Below are 21,089 nucleotides of genomic sequence, written 5' to 3' on the forward strand. Positions count from 1 at the left end.
TACTGTTATTCATTTATAACTCCCCTATATTCACGCTCAGATAACAAATACTAATTCAAATATAGTGCGTATGAAACTTAAAATAACCTTTCTGTTATTGCTGACGCTCGCTACTTTTAGCATGAACGCGCAGGAATCAAAAACAGTTACGGGTACTGTTAAAGACACCCGAGATGTTCCGCTTCCGGGAGCAGAAGTTAAAGTTGTTGATAAGAACAACTATGCGATTACCGATTTTGATGGAAACTATTCTTTAGAAGTTTCTGTGGGAGATCAAGTACGAGTAACCTATTTAGGTTTTCAAGCTCAAACGTTTTCTATTACTAATGACGCAACTTATAATATAACGTTGCAAGATGATTCTAATGAATTAGAAGAGGTAGTGGTAGTTGGATATGGTAATCAGAAAAAATCTGACATTACCGGTGCAATTGTTTCAGTAAAAAGTGAAGAGATTACAAAATCTCCTGCAACTTCAGCTATTCAATCTGTGCAGGGTAAAGTTGCTGGTGTAAATATCATCGCAAACGATGCACCTGGCTCTACTCCTACGGTACTTATGCGTGGTTTAGGAACTGCTGAAGGTGGTCGTTCTCCACTTTATATTGTAGATGGTCAGCCATTAAGCGATATACGCAGTATTAACCCGAATGACATCGAGTCGATAGATTTCCTTAAAGGTGCTTCTTATGCTAACATTTATGGTATACGTGCTGCAAATGGGGTGATCCTGGTTACTACAAAACGTGGTAAAAAAGGAAAAACGGTATTTTCTTTTGAATCGTATTATGGTGCTAAAACTACCCTTAACCAAGTTAAGATGGCCAATGCACAGCAATACACGCAATACTTTAATGAAGAAAGTGCAGCAAACGGAGGTTTTCTTTTAGATGAAAACCAGCGTTATGATACAGACTGGTTTGACGAACTTCTTCAAACCGGAACTATAAAAAACAATAGTTTTTCTGTTTCTGGTGCAGGTGAAAACATCGATTATTTCTTAAGCTACAACTTGTATGAAGAGAAGGGAATTTTAGAAGGTCAAAAATATCAGCGTGGTACAATACGTAGTAACAATACCTACCACTTGTTTAATGACCGTTTTAGAATTATTCAAAACTTAAACATTGCTTATACAAACGAGACTCCTAAACCTTCTGGGGCTTTTAGTTCTGCATACCGCCAGTCGCCTTTAGTTCCTGTACGATATGATAATGGATTATTTGGACAGTCATTTGTAAATGAAACTACTGGACAGGTAACTTTTGAAGGTGCTCCCGGGGATCGTGTAGGTCGTCTTAACACCCATGCTAACCCAGTATCAGAAGTATTTTTTGAAGATACATACATAAATACAACCAGCCTTCAAGGTCAGATTACAGCAGAATTTGATATTTCTGAAGATTTAATGCTTTCAACTCGCTTTGGAGCAACTAAATTTTACTCTACAAATCACAGTTTTTCAGACATTCGTGCAAGCTGGTTAAATTCAGATCCTCGAAGAGATGAAGCGTTTTTTGACTTACAACGTACAGATCCTGATGATGACGGTGTGGTTTCTACTGAATTTGCAAATAACTCATACTCAATCTCACGTACGGAGTCTTACCGTTGGAATGTTGAAGGATTTCTTACCTATTCTAAAGTAATAGGGAAGCACGACATTAGTGCTACTTTAGGTATTAGCCGTGAAAACTTTAATGGTGGAGAAACTACTTCTTCTCAAGGTTTTGATGTAAGAAATGAGCGTAACCTGAGAAACTTCAACTTAAGAACAGATCGTTTATTTGATGATAGTATTGGCGGAGATACTTTTCAAAGTACAAACCTTCAGTCTTATTTTGGTCGTGTAGAATATAACTACGATTCTCGTTACTACTTACGTGCAGTTTTAAGACGCGATGGAACCAGTGATTTTGTTACCGGAGACGATAACTTCTTTGGATATTTCCCTGCATTCAGTTTAGGATGGAATATTACAAATGAAGGTTTTATGGAAGACAATGGAGTTCTTGATAATCTTAAAATCTTCGCAGGTTGGGGTAAACTTGGTAACCAGTCAATTCCTTTTAATGCACAAACAATTAATACAGGTGATGGTAGTAGAAATACAAATTATGTTTTCGGTCCTGCTCAAAGCTTAATAATAGGTGCTGCATTAGGGACACCGGCAATTCCATTATCGTGGGAGGTGACCGAAGAATTTGAAGTAGGTTTTGACTTTGCATTATTAGATCGCAAATTATCAGGTACTATCGATTACTATAACAGATTAAATACGAACGCGATTTTAAATACGCGTCCAGTATTAAACTCAGAATTCTTAAATAACTTCTTTGATGAATCTGCGGAAATATCAAATACAGGTTTTGAATTTTTAGTTAACTGGAGAGATCAAATAGGATCAGATTTCAGCTATAACGTAGGTCTTAACTTTTCTACAAACGAAAACAAAGTTCAGAATGTAAAAGCGGCTTATGACGGTGCTACCGGTGGTAGTTTAGGAAATGGTCGTATCACAAAACGTCTTGCAGATGGCCAGCCTATTTTTGCCTGGTGGATGTATGAGGCAGATGGTGTATGGCAAACTCAAGAAGAGATAGATGCTAACGCTTCTATAGGAAATGCTTCTCCGGGTCACTTGCGTTATAAAGATCAAAACGAAGATGGTGTTATAGATGACCGTGATAAAAAATACTTTGGTTCTTATATACCAACTTACAACTACGGTATCAACTTAGGTGCTAACTACAAAAACTTTGATTTAAGTGTTGCTGGTTTTGGTGTAGGCGGAAACAAGGTTTACAACGGTTTATACAACACGAGATTAGGTGGTGAAAACATCAGCGAAGAGATCTTCAACAACCGTTGGACAGGTCCAGGTTCTACAAATACAGACCCGGGTGCAGATCGTGATGTTGAAGCTTCTTCATACTACTTAGAAGATGGTTCTTATTTTAGAGTAAGCAACATCACCTTAGGTTACACACTTCCAGAAATTAAATTCGTTAACAGCGCAAGAATATATGTAACTGTTCAAAATCCATTTATGATTACAGATTATTCAGGATTTACTCCAGAATTAAATCAAAATGGAGATCCTACGGGAACAACAGGTATCGAGTTGTCTGCATATCCTAATACCAAGTCATTTATTCTTGGAGCTAATTTCAAATTGTAAAAAAATTGAATACTATGATTTATAAACTTAAAATAGCAGCATTAACTCTTGCTACAGGGTTCATGTTTGCAAGCTGCGATGACTTTGTGGAAGATGTTGAAGTAACAGTCCCTGAAGCAGAAAATAGTGAAGAAGATTTTGAACCAGTAAACTTCTTAACAGGTGTTTATGGTATGCATACAGATTTCTCTTATGCATTCTCTTATCTTGGAATTACAGAAATGATTTCTGACAATGCAGATAAAGGGAGTTCGCCTACAGATTCTGGAACAGATAAAAGAGAGCTTGATAACCTAACGCATACATCGTCTTCAGTTTCGGTACGTGCAATGTGGACCCAGTGGTATAAAACCATTGGTAGAGCTTCTCAAACAATAGAACTTACACAAGAATATACGGGACAGTCTGCTGCTCCTACTCAACGTGTAATTGCTGAAGCAAAGTTTTTAAGAGCCCTTAATTATTTCTGGTTAGTGCGTTCTTTTGGCGATGTGCCTTTACAGCATATCGATCTTATTGATCGTGCTCCTGCTTCAGAAGTATATGCTTATATCGAGCAGGACCTTACCGAAGCTATTGCTGCACTTCCGAATAAGAATGAGTATTCAAATCTTGATGTAGGTCGTGCTTCTAAAGGTTCGGCACAAGGTTTACTTGCAAAAGTATATCTGTATCAGGAAAAATGGCAACAAGCTGCAGATATGGCAAACAATTTAATTACATCAGGTCAATATGATCTAGAGCCAGATTATGCTACAGTTTGGAGAGCCTCATCAGAAAATGGACCAGAATCAGTTTTTGAAATTCAGGCTCGCGGAGAAATTCCTCAGCACGGTGTTCAACAATATTCTCAAACACAAGGTGCTCGTGGACCTAGTGGATGGGGATGGGGCTTCAACTCACCTTCACAAAACTTAGAAGATGCTTTTAATGCAGAAGGAGATGTTATTCGTAGAGATGCGACTATCATATTTGCAGGAGAAACATTATTTGACGGTCGTGAGGTTAGCGCTAGTGTAGAAAACCCTCGTTATAGCGAAAAAGCATATTCTTCTGCAAATGCAGGACAAGGTGACGGCGATAAGAATGTACGTATTTTACGTTTTTCTGAAATCTTACTTATTAGAGCAGAAGCTTTAAATGAGTTAGGTCAAACTGCTGCTGCCCTAGTACCTCTTAACCGTGTGAGAGCACGTGTTAATCTACCTGCTGTAACTACAACAGATCAAGCTTCATTAAGACCACTTATCTGGAAAGAACGCCGTCTAGAACTTGCTATGGAGCACGATCGTTTTTATGACTTAGTGCGTACAGGGCAAGCTAAAGCTGCTCTAGCTGCAGACGGTAAAACATTTATAGAAGGGAAACACGAATTGTTCCCTATCCCAAACGATCAATTAGTACAAACACCAGAAATGACCCAAAATCCGGGTTGGTAAACTTATAAAAGAAGCTTTATGCGATTATTTTTAATTGTTATGATCCTTGTATCACTGTCAGGATGCAAGGACTCTAAAACAGAAGGACAAAATCAAGAGGTTGTAACGACAACCTCTGATACCCTTTCTGACGAAACGTTGTACGATTCTATTCAAAAACAGACTATTAATTATTTCTGGGAAGGTGCAAACAAGGACTCTGGACTAGCTCCAGAACGTATTCACACTGATGACATTTACCCATCTGATGATAGAAATATTGTTACTATAGGTGGTACAGGATTTGGTTTTATGGCCATTTTAACGGGTGTTGAGCGCGGCTTCATCCCTAAAGATTCCGCATTCACCCGTTTTAAAAAAATGATAGATTTTCTTGAGAAATCAGATCGTTTTCACGGGGCTTGGCCTCATTGGCTAGATGGTACTACCGGTAAGGTAAAACCATTCAGCAAATTTGATGACGGTGGAGACCTTGTAGAAACTGCGTTTCTGGTTCAAGGAATGTTAGCGGTTGCCGAGTATTACAGAGATGGAAATGAAGAAGAACAAGCCCTTGTAGCTCAGATACAAAAACTTTGGGAAGAAGTAGAATGGGATTGGTACACTCAAGGTAAAGACACGCTATACTGGCACTGGTCTCCTAATGTAGGATGGAAAATGAATTTTCCGGTGGGTGGTTACAACGAAGCGCTAATTATGTATGTTTTAGGAGCAGCATCACCTACACATCCCATTTCAAAATCTGTATACGAGAAAGGCTGGGCTCTTGACGGTAAAATAGCTCAAGATACTACGATGTACGGGATGAGAACAATTCTTAATCATTATGAGCACGATGCTTCTCCGGTAGGTCCTATGTTTTGGGCACACTATTCTTATTTAGGTCTCGATCCTAATGATCTTACAGATCAATATGGTGACTATTGGAAATTAAATGTGAATCACGCAAAAATTCAATATGAGTATGCTGTAGAAAATCCTAAAGGATTTAAAGGGTATGGCCCAGAAGTATGGGGTATGACATCTAGTTATTCTATGAAAGGTTATGCAGGTCACAGACCTGATAATGATTTAGGAGTAATTTCTCCTACTGCTGCGTTATCTTCTATGCCTTACACCCCTAAGGAAAGTACAGCTTTTTTACGCAATATGTACACAAACCTAGATTCACTAGTAGGAAAATATGGTCCTTATGATGCATTTAGCCTAGAAAACGATTGGTATTTACCTAGATATCTAGCAATAGATCAAGGGCCTATTCCGGTTATGATCGAGAATTACAGAAGTGGTTTACTATGGAAACTATTTATGAAAAATGAAGATGTATTAACGGGATTGAAAAAACTAGGTTTCCAAAGTCCGTACTTAAAAACTGAAGAAAATTAAAAATTCAATCTACATAGCATTTCTAATAATCTTTCTAGGATGTTCTAGCGACAGTAGTGATTCTGTCGCAGAACTTCCTGAAGAAAATCCAGATTCGGGAGGAGAAACACCTACTCCCGAACCTGAGATTTCTGATACCGAATTATTAGATCTAACGCAAAGAGAGACTTTTAAATACTTTTGGGACTTCGCAAATACAGATTCAGGTGCAGCTCGTGAGCGTTATATTCCTTCAAATCCTTCGCAAGATCAAAACACGGTCACCACAGGTGGAACGGGTTTTGGTTTAATGGGAATTCTTGTAGGTATAGAGCGCCAGTTTGTAACACGTACTGAAGCCGTAAACCGACTAACAAAAATTTTAAATTTCTTAGAAAACGCAGATCGTTTTCACGGAGCCTGGTCACACTGGATTCACGGCACTACAGGAAAAACACTTCCGTTTAGCGCACTTGATGATGGAGCAGACTTAGTAGAGACCGCTTTCCTCGCTCAAGGTCTTATTACTGTTGGCGAGTATTTTAAAGAGGGTTCTACCGAAGAAAAATTACTTTCTCAGCAGGCGTTTACTCTTGTTGATGGTATCGAATGGAACTGGTTTACCCAAGGTCAAAATGTACTGTACTGGCACTGGAGTCCTAATAATGATTTTGCTATAAACTTGATGTTACAAGGCTATAATGAAACGCTCATAACGTACATTCTGGCTGCTGCTTCCAAAGAATATAGTATTTCTGAAGCTGTATACAATCAAGGATGGGCTTTAAATGGCTCTATAAAGTCCAGTGCTTCTGCTTTTGGCTTTCCTTTAGAAGTGAAGCATGCGGGTGCAGAACAAACCGGCGGACCTTTATTTTGGGCACATTATTCACATATGGGTCTTAATCCTTATGGACTTTCTGACTCCTATGTAAATTATGAAACCGCAACTGTAAATCACGCTTTGAGTAATTATGCATATTGTGTACAAAATCCTTTAGGATGGCGGGATTATGGTAAAAACTTCTGGGGACTTACGGCAAGTTACACACTTAATGCAGACGGAAGCCTGGGTTACAAAGCGCACAGACCAGGTAATGACACCGGCGTAATATCACCCACCGCAGCTTTAAGTTCGTTCCCTTATACCCCAACCGAATCAATGTCTGCATTACGCGCATTTTACAGTTTGAAAAATATTTTATTAGGGCCAGCCGGCTTTTATGATGCATTTAGTCCGTCACAAAACTATGCGGTTGCAGAAGCTTATCTGGCAATTGACCAAGGACCCATATTAGTAATGATAGAGAACCACAGAACCGGTTTGCTTTGGAAACTATTTATGCAGAATGAATGTGTACAGGCAGGTCTCGATAAACTAAATTTTCAGTATACAATACCTCAATAAATAATTTATGAAAACACAACTCATAATATTTTTAACACTTTTATATTCAGGATTTACGGTGGCGCAAGAGAGTTTTGAACCTGCTGTTTATCACAGTGAGGGAGATAGTTTACAATACCGTATTCAATATCCTTTAAATTACGATGAGACAAAAAAATATCCACTAATTCTGTTTATGCACGGTGCGGGAGAGCGCGGTTCAAACAATACATCTCAGTTAACTCACGGGGCAAAGCTTTTTGCAAATACCGGTAATCGCAATGCGTTTCCGGCAATTGTAATTTTTCCGCAGTGCCCTGCAGATTCATACTGGGCAAATGTAGATGTAGATCGCAATAGCGCTCCTGTTGGCATCACCTTTCACCCAGACAAAAAGCCAACACCACATCTTAGGATGGCGACAGAATTAGTGAATAGTTTTATAAAAGACGGCAAAGTAGATACCACTCGTGTCTATGTTGCCGGTCTTTCTATGGGCGGTATGGGAACGTATGAAATTGTTCAGCGCAACCCTTCTTTGTTTGCTGCGGCTATCGCTATTTGCGGAGCAGGAAGTACAGAAAGTGCCACAAAATATGCCGCTAGCACCCCTTTTTGGATAATTCACGGTGCAAAGGATGATGTGGTTAACCCTATCTATTCTATAGAAATGGCGCACGCAATGCTAAAAGCAGGAGCTACTCCACGTGTTACAATTTATGAGCATGCTAATCATAACAGCTGGGATCCTGCATTTGCAGAACCAGACTTTTTACAATGGCTTTTTAGTCATACCCAACAAAACTAAAAAATACAATTGCAACTAGAATTATGAAAAATACACTCCCTAAATTTTTACTCTTTTTAGCAATCGCAAGCTTCGGCACTGCAATTGCTCAAAAACAACAAGCTATCCCAGAAGTAGAAGCATTGTTGAAAAAAATGACTCTTGAAGAAAAAATAGGTCAGCTTAACTTACTTACTCCCGGCGGCGGCGTTGCTACAGGCTCTGTAGTAAGTAAAAATGTTGAAGAAAAAATTAAAGCCGGAAATGTAGGTGGTTTATTTGGTGTTTCGGGACCTGATAAAATAAGACAGGCACAAGAAATTGCTGTTAAAAAAACACGCCTGGGTATTCCATTACTTATAGGATCTGATATTATACACGGTTATAAAACAACCTTCCCTACTCCACTGGGTTTATCTAGCAGCTGGGATATGAATCTTATTGAGCAAACAGCTCAGATTGCCGCTAAAGAAGCTACTGCAGATGGTATTAACTGGAATTTCTCTCCTATGGTTGACATTGCACGTGACCCGCGCTGGGGACGTATCGCTGAAGGTGCCGGAGAAGATCCTTATTTAGGATCGCAAGTAGCAAAAGCAATGGTACGCGGATACCAGCAAAAAGATCTTACAAACGAGGCTACTATGATAGCGACTGTAAAGCATTTTGCATTATATGGAGCATCAGAAGGTGGTCGTGATTACAACACCACAGACATGAGCCGTGTGCGCATGTTTAATGAATATTTACCACCCTATAAAGCGGCTATAGATGCCGGTGCAGAAAGTGTGATGAGTTCGTTTAACGATGTTGACGGTGTTCCTGCAAGTGGTAATAAATGGCTTTTAACAGATTTGTTAAGAGACAAGTGGGGTTTTGAAGGATTTGTAGTTTCAGATTACACCAGCGTTAATGAGATGATCGCTCACGGTATGGGTGATTTACAGGCAGTATCTGCATTATCAATAAATGCCGGTCTGGATATGGATATGGTAGGAGAAGGTTTCCTAACTACTTTAAAGAAATCTGTTGATGAAGGAAAAGTTTCCGAAGAGACTATTACACAAGCTTGTCGTCGTATTCTGGTAGCTAAATATAAGTTAGGCCTTTTTAAAGACCCGTATAAATATTCAGATAGTAAAAGACCAAAGCGCGATATCTTAACTGATGCTAATAAAAAGCTTGCTCGTGAGGCCGCTCGTAAATCTTTTGTATTATTTAAAAACGAAAACAATACGTTGCCACTGTCTAAAACTGCAAAAATTGCACTTGTAGGACCTTTAGCAGACAGCAAGAATAATATGTTAGGAACTTGGGCTCCTACTGGTGACCCTCAACTGTCAGTGTCTATATTAGAAGGATTAAAAAATGTGGCTCCTAATGCACAAATAACCTACGCAAAAGGTGCTAACATCTCAAACGATACTTCATTTGCTAAAAAAGTAAATGTATTTGGACCTCGACTTGAAATTTCTGAGGAAAGTTCGGAAGCATTACTAGCCGAAGCATTAAAAGCAGCAGAAAATGCAGATGTAATTGTAGCTGTTGTAGGTGAAGCAAGTGAAATGAGCGGAGAAGCTGCAAGTCGTACAGACATTTCAATACCAGAAAGTCAAAAGGTATTGATACGCGAACTTGCAAAAACTGGAAAGCCTGTTGTATTAGCTCTTATGAGTGGTCGCCCACTTGTTATTACGGAAGAATTAGATCTGCCTGTAAGTATTTTACAAATCTGGCATCCAGGTATTGAAGCCGGTAATGCAGTTGCAGATGTTCTTTTTGGTGATTACAATCCTTCAGGTAAACTCACTGCAACCTGGCCACGTAATGTAGGTCAAATACCTATATATCATAGTGAGAAAAACACGGGTCGTCCTGCCCCTTCTGAAGCTTTTGAGAAATTTAAGTCTCAATATTTAGATGCTCCTAATGCACCTTTATTAGCATTTGGATTTGGATTAAGCTACACCACTTTTGACTATAAAAACCTTCAAGTAAGCAAAAAAGAAATCGCACAAGGTGAAGCTATCGAAGTACGTGTTGACGTGACTAACACGGGTGCGTACGATGGAACCGAAATTGTACAATTATACCTACACGATGTTGTGCGTAGTCTTACACCTCCTATGCGAACATTAAAAGGTTTTGAAAATGTATTTTTAAAGAAGGGTGAGACTAAAACAGTTGTCTTGACTCTAGAGGCAGATGATCTTAAATTCTATAATGGATCTTTAGATTTTGTTGCTGAAGCCGGTGAGTTTGAAATTTTTGTAGGCGGTGATAGCAATGCTTCACTAAAAGAAACGTTTACTTTGAACTAAACAAAAAATATAAGTAGATGAAACGCCAGATCAGTATTCTTATTTTATTCCTGTTTGCAGGAATACTTACACATGCACAAGAAAAATATGTAGGTCAGATATATGCTGATCTGGTAAAGTCTACGCATACGTATTCAGACTCTTTGAAACTGGATTTTTATTCAGCTAAAGAAAATGAAAAAGACGCGGCCAGACCGCTTATAATTTTGGTTCACGGTGGTGGTTTTTCTGGTGGTAAGCGGGACAATCCTTTAGAAGTGCAATTTTCTCAGGCGATGGCAGCAAAAGGTTATGCTGTTGCATCAATAAGCTATACACTTACCCGAAAAGGTAAATCGACAGGATTTGGTTGTAATTGTCCTTCCTCTGAAAAAATAGAGACTTTTAAGCAAACCACAGAAGACATATTAAAAGCAACTAAATTTCTAATAGCTGAAAGTAAATTTGCGTTTGACAGATCTAAGATTGTGCTTGCGGGTAGTAGCGCTGGCGCAGAGGGTATTTTAAATACTGCTTACATGTCTAGTCATCCCGATTTTAAAGAACTAGGAACTTATCCTAAATATGCTGCTGTAGTATCACTTGCAGGAGCTCTCGTTGATGCCAGATATATTACAAGAAATAATGCTATACCCGCATTATTTATACACGGTGATGCTGATAACCTGGTGCCTTATGCTAGTCAGCCCCATCATTTTTGTAGCTCAGAAACTCCCGGTTTTTTACCTTTAGATGGTGATGCGTTTATTGCAGAACGTCTTAAAAAATTAGATGCCTCCTATATGCTGCTTACTGCAGAAGGCGGTAATCACGACTGGGCAAATTTGGGTTATGCATTTGTGAATGAGATTGCTCAGTTTTTAAATTCGGTAGTAAACGAAGGCACGTTAATTCAAGAATCCATGTCTGTTACTAAAAAATAAAAATAATGAAGAAGTTACTTTTAGCCTATTTACTCTTAGTACTAGTTTCCGCTTGTAAAGAGAATGCTAAAGAAGAAGCGACTGCAGAAGTAATTTCTAAACAGCCTAATATTATTTTTATAATGTCTGATGATCATGCATATCAGGCAATAAGTGCCTATGATCATCCTGTAAGTAAGTTAGCTCCCACACCTAATATAGATCGTATCGCAGAGAATGGCATGCGTATGGATCGTGCTTATGTTACAAATTCTATATGCGGTCCAAGCCGTGCAGTAATCCTTACCGGAAAGCACAGTCACATAAATGGGTTTCGTCAAAATGGGGATCGTTTTAATGGGGATCAACCTACGTTGCCTAAAAAACTCAAAGAACTTGGATATACGACCTCAATACTTGGTAAGTGGCACTTAGATGGATACCCACAAGGATTTGATTATTGGAATATCATACAGGATCAAGGTAATTACTACAATCCTAATTTTATAAAAGACGGCGACACTACACAAGTTGAAGGCTATGCTACAGATATCATCACAGCAGATGCAATTAAATGGCTAGATAAACAGCGCGATACCAGCAAGCCATTTTTTATGATGGTTCATCACAAAGCTCCGCATCGCAACTGGATGCCAGCTTTGCGCCACGTAAATAAATATGATTCGGTTACCTTTCCATTACCAGAAACCTATTTTGCAGATCATCAAGGTCAACAAGCTGCTCAAGAACAGCTGCAAACAATTTATACAGATATGTATGAAGGTCACGATTTAAAAATGACCAAAACTCAAGGTAATCCACAACTTGCGCATAATCCTTGGACTACAGATTTTGACCGCATGACTCCGCAACAACGTAAAACCTGGGACGCGGCATATCAACCTAAAAACGATGCTTTTCATAAAGCAAACTTACACGGTGAGGAACTCGCCGTATGGAAGGGCCAACGGTATTTACAAGATTATATGGCTACAATTGCAGCTGTTGATGAAGGCGTAGGTTCAATTCTCGACTATTTAGAAGCCAATAATCTAGACAAGAATACGATTGTTGTTTACACCTCTGATCAAGGATTTTATCTTGGAGAAAAGGGCTTTTTTGATAAGCGTTTTATGTATGAAGAATCATACCGAACCCCGCTTTTAATTCAGTATCCAAATTCTTTAAAAGCAGGAACTACCAGCGATGCATTGGTTCAAAATTTGGATTTTGCTCAAACTTTCTTAGATTATGCAAATGGTACTAAGCTTACTACAGATATGCAGGGTCAATCTTTGAGACCAGTTCTAGAACAAAAACTAGGAGATGCAGATTTTAGATCTGTTTTATATTATCATTATTATGATTTTCCGGCATTTCATATGGTTAAGAAGCATTATGGTGTAAGCACAAAGCGCTATAAACTGATGCACTTTTATGATGATATTGATGCTTGGGAATTTTATGACCTTCAAACAGACCCTTCAGAAATTCATAATAAAATTGATGATCCTGCTTACGGTGACGTTATAAAACGCTTACATAAACAATTAGACTCTATACAAAATGTCTATGGAGTTACACAACAAGAGTTTGAGCAAGCTCCTAAAGAGCGCGTAACCAAAGAATATCAAAATTTTAAAAGATTGCGCGGTACACCTATGAAGTAACTTAATGTTCAAGTAAAGTAAGAGAATCTAATTTGACTTTGTATAATCGTACTTTTATAAATTAAATAAATTCAAAATGAAAACACTTCTCTACACGCTAATTTTCGTTTTTAGTATTACAGGGCTTTGTGCTCAAGAACTAGGACTAATGAGCTACAACATTCGGTTAGCTACAGAGTCTGATGCTGAGAATGCCTGGAGCAAGCGTAAAGAATTTCTAAAAAACCAGGTGCTCTTTTATGCTCCAGATGTAATGGGAATACAGGAGGCTTTACCAGAACAAATGCAGTACCTAAATGATAATCTCAAAGACTATAAATCACTTGGAGTAGGTCGAGAAGGTGAAAATAAAGGAGAGTTTTCTGCACTTTTCTACAATGCTGCCAAACTAGATGTTTTAAAAAGCGATACATTCTGGCTTTCTGAAACTCCTGACACCATCTCCACAGGATGGGATGCTGCATTGCCTCGCATCTGTACCTATGCATTATTTCAAGATAAAAGCTCTAACGAAAAATTCTATGTTTTTAATACTCATTTTGACCACGTAGGAGTTGAAGCACGCAAAAAAGCTTCAGAACTTATTCTTGCAAAAATGAACGAATTAAATACTGAAAATGTAGATGTATTCTTAACTGGAGATTTAAATCTCGAGCCAGACAGTGCGCCTATAACTGTATTAAAATCAGATTTATTTGATACTTATGATATTGCGCCTATGGGTCCTTTTGGACCATCAGGAACATATAATGGATTTAATTTTGACGAGCCTGTAACCCGACGTATAGATTATATTTTTCAAGGAAAATTAAATACAAATCTAGTTTTAAAACACGCTGTATTAAGTGATTCTAAGAATTTACGATATGCTTCTGATCATTTACCGGTTTATGTTTTAATAAAATTACAACCGTAAATTTTATCAGTATTGTTCAAAATTCAAAAAAGTAATGCTATTTTTGTTTTCTTACTAAGATTTAATAGCAGCTTTAAAGCTGCCTCTTTATAACGATGTTGTGTTGTTTCCAAAGAGATTTGGAAACTGGTTTTGTAGTGAAACCTTTGAGAAGCTTTACCTTAAATGGTGAGGCTTTTTTGTTTTAAAATATTTTAGGCGGTTTTAAGCCGGTGACTAGTTTCACTTTTATAACTATTCTGTAACTTCCCTCCTGTTCTCTAATTTTATTTACTTGTATGATTAAATATTACCTTTCTGCAATTCTTGTAAGTTTTTTAAGTTTATACGCATCCACTTCTTGCGCTCAAACCTCTCCACTTTCCGTAGAAAAAATAATGAAAGACCCTAAATGGATGGGTACTTTTCCTGAAAATATAGAATGGGGAACGCAAAACAATACGATCTATTTTGATTACAATCCTGAAGGGAATTCAACTGACAGCTTGTATAAAGTAACGCTTAAAAAACTGGATAAGATTGAGGAAGTAACACTTGCTGAGCGCAAAGCAATGATTAGCAAATACGGAAGCTTTAATAATACAAAAACCAAAAAATTATATACAAAAGACAATGCGCTATATCTCTATGATTTAGCTAAAAACAAATCTTCGGTACTTATAGATCTGGGAGCGCGATTAAGTGACATTACCTTTCTTAAAGATGAAACTAAAATCGCCTTTACACACGAGAACAATGCCTACGTTTTAGATACTAAAAACGGCAGTTTAGAAAAGATTACAGAATTTAAAGAAGGTAAATCTAAAGAAGAAAAAGAATCTAAATTATCAGACAAAAATAAATGGATCAAATCTCAAAATTTGAGCCTACTTGAAGTTGTTAATGAGCGGGAGACACAAGATTCACTTTCTAAAGCTTACCGCAAAATGACTGGTGAAAAAGATCCTTATGTATTTTATGCTGGTGATAAATCGATAAGTAGCTTACAAGTTTCACCTACAGCAGAATTTGTAACCATTATGTTGATGAAACGGGACCGCGGCGAATCTACTAATGTTCCTAATTATGTAGATGCATCAGGATATACCGAAGAACTACGCGCCCGCAGTAAAGTGGGTGATGATAAAACAGAAGCTTCTCTGTCTATTTATAATCGTAAAAAGGATACGGCATATGCGGTAATTACCTCCGCATTACCAGGTATTACAACTTTGCCAGATTACGTTAAAGACTATCCCGAAAGAGAATGGGAAGAAAAAGAACGGGAGGTAATCGTATCGCAAGCTATATTCTCTGCTGACGGAAACAAAGCTATTGTTAACGTGCGTTCTAAAGATAATAAAGACCGTTGGATAGCTCTGTTAGATCTTACAGACGGTAGTTTAAAATCTTTAGACCACCAGCGTGATGAGGCGTGGATCGCAGGACCGGGAATCGGTTGGTCATTTGGTGGCGGTACATTAGGATGGCTTCCCGATAACAAAACTATATATTTTCAGTCTGAAGAAAGTGGTTACTCACACTTATACCTTTTAGATGTTATTACAGGTAAAAAGAATTCTTTAACTCAGGGTGAATACGAGGTTTTTGATCCTTTTTTATCTAATGATAAAAAATCCTGGTTTTTAACGACCTCACAAGTAGATGCCGGAGAACGTCATTTTTATAAAATGCCGGTAAGAGGTGGATCGATGCAGCAGCTAACAGAGCTTCAAGGGAATAATGAGGTTACACTCTCCCCTGATGAAAAATATATGGCAATACGCAATTCCTTTAGTAATAGACCTTGGGAATTATATATTAAAAAAACAGGCTCAAAAGATACTGCCAGACAACTCACAAATGGGCAGTCTCAGGAATTTAAAGATTATGCCTGGCGCATTCCTCAAAATATAGAATTCAAAGCTCAGGATGGCGCTATGGTCCCTGCGCGTTTATACCTTCCGGAGGAATCAGCAAAAAATGGCGCAGCAGTAGTTTTTGTTCATGGAGCTGGTTATTTACAAAATGCCCATAAATGGTGGTCGAGTTACTTTAGAGAGTATATGTTTAATAATATGCTTACTGATTTAGGTTATACGGTTATCGATATTGATTACCGCGCTAGTTCTGGATATGGTAGAGATTGGAGAACAGGTATCTATCGCCATATGGGCGGAAAAGATTTGTCTGACCAAGTTGACGGTGTAAAGTACCTCATTAAAAATCACGGTGTAAATCCTAATAAAGTGGGTATTTATGGAGGAAGCTATGGTGGCTTTATAACATTAATGGCTCTCTTTAATGAGCCGGAAACATTTAAAGCCGGTGCAGCATTACGATCGGTTACAGATTGGGCACATTATAATCACGGGTATACAGCAAATATTTTAAATGAGCCTTCTGAAGATCCTATCGCATATAAACGTTCTTCGCCTATTTATTTTGCTGAAGGTTTAGAGGGTGATTTACTAATTCCACACGGTATGGTAGATACAAACGTTCATTTTCAAGATGTTGTGCGCCTTACACAACGTCTGATTGAGTTAGGAAAAGAAAATTGGGAGCTTGCAGTTTACCCGGTAGAAGATCACGGTTTTATTGAACCTAGCAGTTGGACTGATGAGTATAAGCGTATTCTAAAATTGTTTAATGAAAGTTTACTGGAAAAGTAATTTACATATCAATTTTGCGGTAATAGGTTTCTACAAAAACGTAAAAGGAATAAATTATAAAGCCTAATGCAATGAGACCTAAAATGAAGTTTCCAAAATTATATTGCATAAAAGAAAAGGCTGCCTCCTTGTCTGCGCTAGATATATCTCGTGTAGTAAATGCCGATTGTAATAAAAGATAAGCTGCAATACCTAATGTAAAACCACGACAAGCATACCCTAATTTACCAAAACTCATAACCGCATTTTTATATTTTGACGGTACCTCATCAATGGCTATCGTCTTTTTAAATATCCCTGAAAAAGCTATATAAAATTCGTTAAGTGCGCCTCCCATCATACCTAATGAAATGCCAATAACTAATAGCATCCCCAAGTCTGTATGTATAAACTCTTGAATTTTTGATGTAGAGTACGAGCTGTCATCTCCAGAATTAAATACAATTTGCAAGGCCTTGAAGGCTAGAAAGCCATATACAACTCCTCCAAAACCAAAACCTATACGTTGTCCAATTCCTAATATAGTTGTCCCATATTCCTCGTGATCTACAATAGATTCATAGATGCGCCAGAATACATACCCAAACAAACCAGCAGCCCACAAAAGGAGTATTGCCTTTCCCCAGGAGTGTGCTGCTAGCACATTCATAATGGTAAAACTTCCTGCTTTAAATCCACCAAGTCCAAAGGCCTCCATAGCCGTAACAATACCAATTGATAAATAAAGCAGGGCTTTTGCAAAAAGACCAGATCGGGCGTATATAGTTTTTTTTGATGTCAATAAAGGTGGGGTTCTAGAATTTAATAGTAATGCTAATGTGAAGAATGTGAGTCAAACTTCTTTTAAAACTGAAGTACAACTCCTATTTGATCACCGCTAAATGTGAGATTCCATTCTAAATTAGACTCTTTAGCAGATGCATCCGGGTTATACTTTTTCTCATATTTTCTATCAAGATACTTATCAATAGCTTCCACAATAAAAGCACTCATCGCCCAACTCAGCGCAACATCACTCGCCCAGTGTGCTTCTTCATATATTCGGCTTAATCCCGGGATTAGTCCTACTCCAATTATTCCTCCTTTTATCCATGGATTGTCAAATTGCTTGGCAATTGTATAAGTTGTAGTAAAAGTAAGTACCGCGTGACCCGAAGGAAATGAACGATAAGCAGCTGTACCGCCAAAGGGTTTAAAATGATGATTACCAAAACCTGCTCCAGGACGTGCCCTACCTACCAGCGATTTGCTTAATTGTTGTATGAAACCTGCTGCGGTGGCAGATGCTATCATTAAGACACCCGTTCTACGAAGCTTTTCGTTCTTTGTAAATAATCCGGTTAAATATACCGCACCAGTAATACCATAGTTATTCTGAGGATTTCCCGCGTAACGACCAAATTCTAATAAACCTTGTGGTACATCATCTTTATGAGAAAGAAAATTGTGACGTATCTCATCATCAACTAAAAATAAACCCACGGTTCCCGCTGCCACACCACCAAAACGAAGAAAATCATCACCTTGCCAATGTAAAGGTCTGGAATATGCAAAACCTACACCCCCTACAACATTACCCATATCATAAGTAAAATCATTCCAAAGCGTGTTTTTCTCCTCGGTATTTAATGCAACAAATAAACTGTCTTGTGCTTGAATTGATTGTATTCCAAAAAGAATAATGAAAATAGCAGACAGGGTAATTTTCGTCATTACGTAGTATATTAAATCTAATAAAATTTGATAGATAACATTTAAAAGAGGTAGTCTGCAAAGGTGCTATTTTATTACATTTTAATAACCTAAAATTTACAATCGCGTTAAACAGCTATCGGTAGAAGGCTATATTCTAAATTTATTCTGAGAGTTTAGCCATTATTTACAAAAAGTATTTGACTATACAAGCCTTTGTTTCCGGGGCCTAACAGTACACCTAAAAATTTTATTTAAATTAAGTCTAAATAAATTTTGAAAATTGGGATTTCGAAAATACATTTGCCGAACAATGTAATTTTAATTTAATCTAAATAACGATGCGTACTTTTCTAAGTGCATTTATACTTGCGCTAATCTCACTTCAAGTATCAGCTCAAAATAGTCAGCTAACCGGTGTGGTACAAACCAATAATCAACAGCCTTTAATGGGAGCTACTATTGATGTAGGTAAAACAAGTCTAGGAACCACCACCGATTCTAATGGAACTTTCACAATAGAAAGAATCCCTGCAGGAACGTATCGCGTTGCTATTTCCTACATAGGGTTTAAAACGAAATATGTAGAAGTAACGGTTAACACAGAATCTAATAAAAATATAGGGACTATAATTCTACAAGAGAGTCAGGAACAGCTTGATGCTGTAAGTATAAACGGCGTAAAACATAACAAGTTTAATAGAGAAATGAGTGTGAGCGTATCAAAAATGCCGCTTGCAGATATAGAAAATCCGCAGGTATACACGAGCATTTCTTCTGCTTTACTTAAAGAACAAGTGGTTACAAATTTTGATGATGCCTTAAAAAACGCTTCGGGTATAGATAAGCTTTGGGAATCTACAGGCCGTGGAAGCGATGGTGCCGGATACTTCTCTTTACGTGGTTTTGCAACACAACCTAATCTTGTAAATAGTCTCCCTGCACTCACTAATGGGAGTCCAGATCCTGCTAATATAGAAAGCATCGATGTGATTAAAGGCCCATCAGGAACCTTGTACGGAAGTAGCTTAATTTCTTATGGAGGATTAATTAATATTACTACGAAGAAACCATTTTTTGGATTTGGTGGTTCGCTTTCTTACACCGCGGGTAGTTATGGTTTAAATCGGGTTACTGCAGATGTAAACACTCTATTAAGTAAAGATAAAGACATTGCTTTACGTGTAAACACAGCATATCATACTCAAAATAGCTATCAAGATGCTGGTTTTAAGAAATCTTTTTTTATAGCTCCTTCACTAGCCTACCGTGTTAATGACAGATTATCATTTAATATAAATACAGAATTTTATAATGGGAAAAGCACAAACCCCACTATGCTTTTCTTAGATCGTGCAGCACCTCTTCGCGTAACTAATTTAGAAGAATTAGGTTACGATAATAATAGATCTTACACGGGTAATGATTTATATATAGAGACGCCTACATACAGTTTACAGGCTCAAATGAATTATAAGCTAAGTGATAACTGGACTTCTCAAACCGCTTTTTCTAGTTCGTCTTCAAAATCAGATGGGTACTATTCCTATTTATATGAAGGCACACAATACACAACTTTAGATGAGGGGATTTCTCTTTCCAGATATATAAGCAAGCAGAATTCTGAAACAAACGCCACAGATATTCAGCAGAATTTCATTGGAGATTTTAATATAGGAAATGTACGTAATAGACTAGTGGTAGGTCTTGATTATTATAAGAATACAGTCATTAATAATAGCTCGAGCTATGTAGGCAATGGTATTATTTACATAGGAGACAATTTACAAGAGTTTAATGAGGAGGTACTGGGTAGAACAGACGCTGCAAATTTCACAGACGATTCTGGAATATTAAACCAGCCGGGGACAGATGCATTATTAGAAAATTCTCCTATCAATCCTTCTAAATCTGAACAAGAAATTTTTAGCGCCTATGCTTCAGATGTTGTAAATATTCTTCCAGAATTATCTGCAATGCTTAGCTTACGTGTAGATCATTTTAGCAATACAGATCATTCACAAACTGCCTTATCTCCTAAATTCGGTTTAGTGTATCAGCCGGTTCTAAATAAGGTTTCGATTTTTGCAAACTATATGAATGGTTTCAGTAATACAGCTCCCGTAGAAGAGTTAGCAAATGGAGTAACTACAATTCGCACCCTAGATCCAGAACAAGCAAATCAATTTGAGGTAGGTACAAAATTCAATCTTTATAAAAATAGAATTAGTGCGACATTAAGTTATTACGACATTACGGTTAAGGATAAATCGTTACGTATAGATGTAGATGCCAGCAATTATTTTTACACTCAAAACGGAACTCAGGAAAATAAAGGTTTTGAAGCAAGCCTAATTGCAAATCCTATTGATGGTTTAAATATTGTAGCGGGTTACAGTTTTAATGACAGTAAGCTGGTAGAAGGTGATGCAGACTTTAAAGGGTTGCGTCCTGAGAGTGCGGGTCCAGAAAATCTTGCCAATTTGTGGGCGAGTTATCAAATTACTACCGGTAAGTTAGACGGCTTGGGCTTTGGTTTTGGAGGAAACTATGCAAGTGAGAATAAAATATTCAACAGAAATTTAGGCGGAACATTCACACTTCCTGAGTACACCATACTTAATTCATCACTATTTTATGGGACTTCAGATTACCGTATAACGCTTAAGTTAGACAATATTGCCAATAAGGAATACTACAAAGGATGGAGCACAATTTCTCCACAAAATCAAAGAACATTGTTAGCCAATTTTACCTATAACTTTTAAATAAATT

Annotated in this window: 13 protein-coding genes; 11 read left to right on the forward strand and 2 right to left on the reverse strand. The window is 37.7% G+C overall.

Annotation, left to right across the window (positions count from 1 at the left end):
* Nucleotides 1–70: 70 nt before the first annotated feature.
* From ABVM53_RS05485 to ABVM53_RS05530, 10 genes are all read left to right on the forward strand, one after another.
* Nucleotides 71–3,181 carry a SusC/RagA family TonB-linked outer membrane protein gene (locus tag ABVM53_RS05485; RefSeq protein ID WP_405330318.1) on the forward strand — a complete coding sequence of 1,037 codons (3,111 nt, stop codon included), beginning with the start codon at nucleotides 71–73 and terminating at the stop codon, nucleotides 3,179–3,181.
* A gap of 14 nt (nucleotides 3,182–3,195) precedes the next feature.
* Nucleotides 3,196–4,620 (forward strand): RagB/SusD family nutrient uptake outer membrane protein, encoded by a 1,425-nt coding sequence (locus ABVM53_RS05490; RefSeq protein WP_405330320.1) that lies wholly within the window; start codon nucleotides 3,196–3,198, stop codon nucleotides 4,618–4,620.
* Nucleotides 4,621–4,638: 18 nt separating this feature from the next.
* Nucleotides 4,639–6,006, forward strand: a complete 1,368-nt coding sequence (locus ABVM53_RS05495; RefSeq protein ID WP_371455750.1) for a glucoamylase family protein — start codon at nucleotides 4,639–4,641, stop codon at nucleotides 6,004–6,006.
* Complete coding sequence (locus ABVM53_RS05500; protein ID WP_405330851.1) at nucleotides 6,002–7,393, forward strand: glucoamylase family protein; 1,392 nt, start codon at nucleotides 6,002–6,004, stop codon at nucleotides 7,391–7,393. Before ABVM53_RS05495 ends, ABVM53_RS05500 begins: the two co-directional genes overlap by 5 nt.
* Nucleotides 7,394–7,400: 7 nt before the next feature.
* Entirely contained in the window at nucleotides 7,401–8,180 is a 780-nt protein-coding gene (locus tag ABVM53_RS05505; protein WP_405330322.1) for a prolyl oligopeptidase family serine peptidase, read from the forward strand.
* Nucleotides 8,181–8,203: 23 nt separating this feature from the next.
* Nucleotides 8,204–10,480 (forward strand): beta-glucosidase BglX, encoded by a 2,277-nt coding sequence (gene bglX, locus ABVM53_RS05510; RefSeq protein ID WP_405330324.1) that lies wholly within the window; start codon nucleotides 8,204–8,206, stop codon nucleotides 10,478–10,480.
* Between the two features lie 17 nt (nucleotides 10,481–10,497).
* Nucleotides 10,498–11,403, forward strand: a complete 906-nt coding sequence (locus tag ABVM53_RS05515) for an alpha/beta hydrolase (RefSeq protein WP_405330326.1) — start codon at nucleotides 10,498–10,500, stop codon at nucleotides 11,401–11,403.
* Nucleotides 11,404–11,408: 5 nt separating this feature from the next.
* Complete coding sequence (locus ABVM53_RS05520; protein ID WP_405330328.1) at nucleotides 11,409–13,052, forward strand: sulfatase; 1,644 nt, start codon at nucleotides 11,409–11,411, stop codon at nucleotides 13,050–13,052.
* Between the two features lie 76 nt (nucleotides 13,053–13,128).
* The gene (locus tag ABVM53_RS05525) at nucleotides 13,129–13,968 is read left to right on the forward strand and encodes an endonuclease/exonuclease/phosphatase family protein (protein ID WP_405330330.1); all 840 of its coding nucleotides are present in this window, start codon (nucleotides 13,129–13,131) and stop codon (nucleotides 13,966–13,968) included.
* Between the two features lie 278 nt (nucleotides 13,969–14,246).
* Nucleotides 14,247–16,622: a prolyl oligopeptidase family serine peptidase gene (locus tag ABVM53_RS05530; protein WP_405330332.1), complete on the forward strand. Its 2,376-nt coding sequence runs from the start codon at nucleotides 14,247–14,249 to the stop codon at nucleotides 16,620–16,622.
* A gap of 1 nt (nucleotide 16,623) precedes the next feature.
* Here the strand turns inward: ABVM53_RS05530 and ABVM53_RS05535 are convergent, their stop codons facing one another.
* A complete protein-coding gene (locus ABVM53_RS05535) occupies nucleotides 16,624–17,403 on the reverse strand; it encodes a DUF1206 domain-containing protein (RefSeq protein ID WP_405330334.1) in 780 nt (259 codons plus the stop codon).
* 62 nt (nucleotides 17,404–17,465) lie between these two features.
* Nucleotides 17,466–18,335 carry a phosphatase PAP2 family protein gene (locus tag ABVM53_RS05540; RefSeq protein WP_405330336.1) on the reverse strand — a complete coding sequence of 290 codons (870 nt, stop codon included), beginning with the start codon at nucleotides 18,333–18,335 and terminating at the stop codon, nucleotides 17,466–17,468.
* Nucleotides 18,336–18,655: 320 nt separating this feature from the next.
* On the opposite strand from ABVM53_RS05540, the gene ABVM53_RS05545 reads away from it, so the two are divergent.
* Nucleotides 18,656–21,082: a TonB-dependent siderophore receptor gene (locus ABVM53_RS05545; protein WP_405330338.1), complete on the forward strand. Its 2,427-nt coding sequence runs from the start codon at nucleotides 18,656–18,658 to the stop codon at nucleotides 21,080–21,082.
* The last annotated feature ends 7 nt before the right edge of the window (nucleotides 21,083–21,089 follow it).

Source organism: Leeuwenhoekiella sp. LLG6367-2.1 (genome assembly GCF_045055775.1).
Classification (GTDB): domain Bacteria; phylum Bacteroidota; class Bacteroidia; order Flavobacteriales; family Flavobacteriaceae; genus Leeuwenhoekiella; species Leeuwenhoekiella aequorea.

Bases quoted from the DNA above. Each gene is read 5' to 3' on its own strand.
- ABVM53_RS05485 (WP_405330318.1), top strand. From the start codon at position 71: ATGAAACTTAAAATAACCTTTCTGTTATTGCTGACGCTCGCTACTTTT.
- ABVM53_RS05490 (WP_405330320.1), top strand. From the start codon at position 3,196: ATGATTTATAAACTTAAAATAGCAGCATTAACTCTTGCTACAGGGTTC.
- ABVM53_RS05495 (WP_371455750.1), top strand. From the start codon at position 4,639: ATGCGATTATTTTTAATTGTTATGATCCTTGTATCACTGTCAGGATGC.
- ABVM53_RS05505 (WP_405330322.1), top strand. From the start codon at position 7,401: ATGAAAACACAACTCATAATATTTTTAACACTTTTATATTCAGGATTT.
- bglX (WP_405330324.1), top strand. From the start codon at position 8,204: ATGAAAAATACACTCCCTAAATTTTTACTCTTTTTAGCAATCGCAAGC.
- ABVM53_RS05515 (WP_405330326.1), top strand. From the start codon at position 10,498: ATGAAACGCCAGATCAGTATTCTTATTTTATTCCTGTTTGCAGGAATA.
- ABVM53_RS05520 (WP_405330328.1), top strand. From the start codon at position 11,409: ATGAAGAAGTTACTTTTAGCCTATTTACTCTTAGTACTAGTTTCCGCT.
- ABVM53_RS05525 (WP_405330330.1), top strand. From the start codon at position 13,129: ATGAAAACACTTCTCTACACGCTAATTTTCGTTTTTAGTATTACAGGG.
- ABVM53_RS05530 (WP_405330332.1), top strand. From the start codon at position 14,247: ATGATTAAATATTACCTTTCTGCAATTCTTGTAAGTTTTTTAAGTTTA.
- ABVM53_RS05540 (WP_405330336.1), bottom strand. From the start codon at position 18,335: ATGACGAAAATTACCCTGTCTGCTATTTTCATTATTCTTTTTGGAATA.
- ABVM53_RS05545 (WP_405330338.1), top strand. From the start codon at position 18,656: ATGCGTACTTTTCTAAGTGCATTTATACTTGCGCTAATCTCACTTCAA.